This window comes from Streptomyces sp. NPDC005648 (assembly GCF_040605395.1).
Taxonomy (GTDB): Bacteria; Actinomycetota; Actinomycetes; order Streptomycetales; family Streptomycetaceae; genus Streptomyces.
Genome location: NZ_JBEXCS010000202.1, coordinates 1 through 1,589, shown reverse-complemented (window position 1 = coordinate 1,589; position 1,589 = coordinate 1). Strand labels below are relative to the sequence as shown.

At 70.2% G+C, this 1,589-nt stretch carries 1 protein-coding gene; it reads left to right on the top strand.

Features of this window, described 5'->3' with window-relative positions; genetic code table 11:
* Window positions 1-111 precede the first annotated feature (111 nt).
* Window positions 112-1,452, top strand: coding sequence for a serine hydrolase domain-containing protein (locus ABZT17_RS45140; protein ID WP_356358001.1), 1,341 nt, complete (start codon window positions 112-114; stop codon window positions 1,450-1,452).
* Window positions 1,453-1,589 lie beyond the last annotated feature (137 nt).

Genomic DNA, 1,589 nt, shown 5'->3' with positions numbered 1-1,589 from the left:
CGCCGCCCCCCGGGGCGGGGCCGGGGCGCTGCGCCGTTGTGGCGGGGCGCCGGTCCCTCAACTGGCCGTACCGATACGCTCGTTCGCTGTTGCGTGACGCCTGGAGGAAACATGACCGACACCCGGCTCTCCGAGTTCATCTCCACCAAGGCGGCGGAATACGGAATCCCCGGTTCCGCTGTCGCCGTCTTCGCCGGAGGTGAGGAGAGCTACGCCTTCCACGGCCCGACCAGCGTGGCGGATCCCCGACCACTCGGCCCCGACACCCTCTTCCACTTCGGCTCGATCACCAAGACGTACACCGCCACCGCGCTCATGCGCCTGGTCGCCGACGGCAGCGTCGACCTCGACGCGCCGGTGCGGCGTTATCTCCCGGACTTCCGGCTCTCGGACGAGGACGCGACCGCCGCCCTCACGATCACGCATCTGCTCAATCACACCGGAGGGTGGAGCGACTACCTGCCCGAAGGCGGGGACGACAACCTCGAGCGGTACGTCGCCGGCATGGCCGCCCTGCCCGTGGAGTACCCGCCCGGGGAGCACGCCGCGTACAAGAACGCGGGCTTCGCCGTCATCGGCCTGATCCTTGAGAAACTGACGGGCAAGCCGTACGCCGAGGCCATGCGGTCGCTGATCCTCGAACCGGTCGGGCTCGGCACGGCGGCCTTCATGACGGACGAACTGCGGGGCCAGGTGGCGATGGGCCACGCGACGCAGGCCGACGGGTCGCTCGACATCACCACCGAGTGGACGCCGGAGCACTACGCGGACCCGTCCGGCGGCATCGTCACCACCATCGGCGACCAGCTCCGCTGGGCCCGCTTCCATCTCTCCGACGGCGAAGGCGTACTGCCGCACGAACTGCTCACGCTGATGCGGCAGCCGACCACGGAGGTGGTGGGCGACTACTTCGGCGACGGCATCGGGCTGAGCTGGTTCCTGCGTACGGTCGACGGGGTCCCCACGGCCGGTCACGGCGGCTCCATGGTCGGCCAGTACTCCTGGCTCCTGCTCGTGCCCGAGAGGGACTTCGCCGTGGTCTCGGTCGCGACGGCGGGCCCGAACGGAATCCCCTACAACCAGGACGTGGTGCGCTGGGCGCTGGAGACCTGCCTCGGGCTGGTCGAGCGCGACCCGGAGCCACTCCCCTTCGACGAGGCGCGGGCGAGCGAGCTCGTCGGCGTCTACGAGACCGCCACGGGGCGCGCGCTGATCAGCGTGCGGGACGAACGGCTGCTGCTCGGCTTCGAGGTCACCGAACAGGCGCGCGAAGTCATCGGCAAGGCACCTGACTTCGAGCCGTCCGAGTTCGGGCTGCTCCCCGACGCCGACGACCAGTACATCGTCACCAGCGGACCGCTGGCGGGGATGCGCGGCGTCTTCTCACGAGACGCCGCGGGCGCCGTCGAGGCCATCAACCTCGCCGGCCGGTCCTACCGGCGCCGTCCCTGACTCCCGGTCCCGCCACGCACACCGCGAGAGGTGCTCCCCGCCGTGAACCGATTACGGGCCGCGTTGGGGTTGTTCGTGGCGGATGTGTTCGCCTCGGTGCCGCGTACGGATCAGCGGGCCAAGGGTGAGTGCTATCT